The sequence below is a fragment of the Aeromicrobium sp. PFPM2_SD2 genome, from assembly GCF_057364525.1.
The window spans coordinates 1-560 of sequence record NZ_JBNFNZ010000808.1 but is presented as its reverse complement, the minus strand read 5'-3'; the positions used below and the strand labels follow the sequence as shown (position 1 = coordinate 560).

At 75.0% G+C, this 560-nt stretch carries 2 protein-coding genes; both read left to right on the top strand.

Going from position 1 to position 560, the window contains the following annotated elements; translation table 11 throughout:
• A partial coding sequence (locus AC2W7G_RS18240; RefSeq protein ID WP_485869678.1) for a hypothetical protein occupies positions 1-232 on the top strand: 232 nt, incomplete at its 5' end.
• Positions 229-560 (top strand): precorrin-8X methylmutase (locus AC2W7G_RS18235; RefSeq protein ID WP_485869677.1); only part of this gene is annotated, 332 nt, incomplete at its 3' end. The genes AC2W7G_RS18240 and AC2W7G_RS18235, both read left to right, overlap by 4 nt.

The window sequence follows — 560 nt, the reverse complement described above, 5'->3', positions numbered from 1 at the left end:
AGCCGCCCTGCTCGACGAGGTCCACGAGCGCCGACCCGAGACCCGGGTGGCGTCCGACCCGCCGCCGCTTGGCAGGATCCCCCAGGACGACGGCCGGCACGCGCGGCACCTCGCGGTGCCCGACGGCCGTCTCGAGCGGCACCTGCTCGACGAGGTGCTCGCGCTGCGTGCCCCGGACGTCGTCGTGACCCCGTGGCGCACCCTGCTCGTCCCCGACCTGGAGAACGCATGACGACCGCCCCGCCGACCCGCCGCTACGACTACGAGACCGACGGGTCGCAGATCTACGTCGACTCGTTCGCGACGATCCGCGCCGAGTCCGACCTGTCGCGGGTGCCGGCCGACGCCGAGAAGGTCGCCGTCCGGATGATCCACGCCTGCGGCCAGACCGACCTGACCCGCGACCTGGTCGTCCACCCCGGGCTGGTGTCGGCCGCGCGCACCGCGCTCGAGGCCGGCGCGCCGATCATCACCGACGCCCACATGGTCGCGTCGGCGTCACCCGGGCCCGGCTGCCGCGGGAGAACGACGTCGTGTGCCTGCTGCGCGACCCGCGCGTG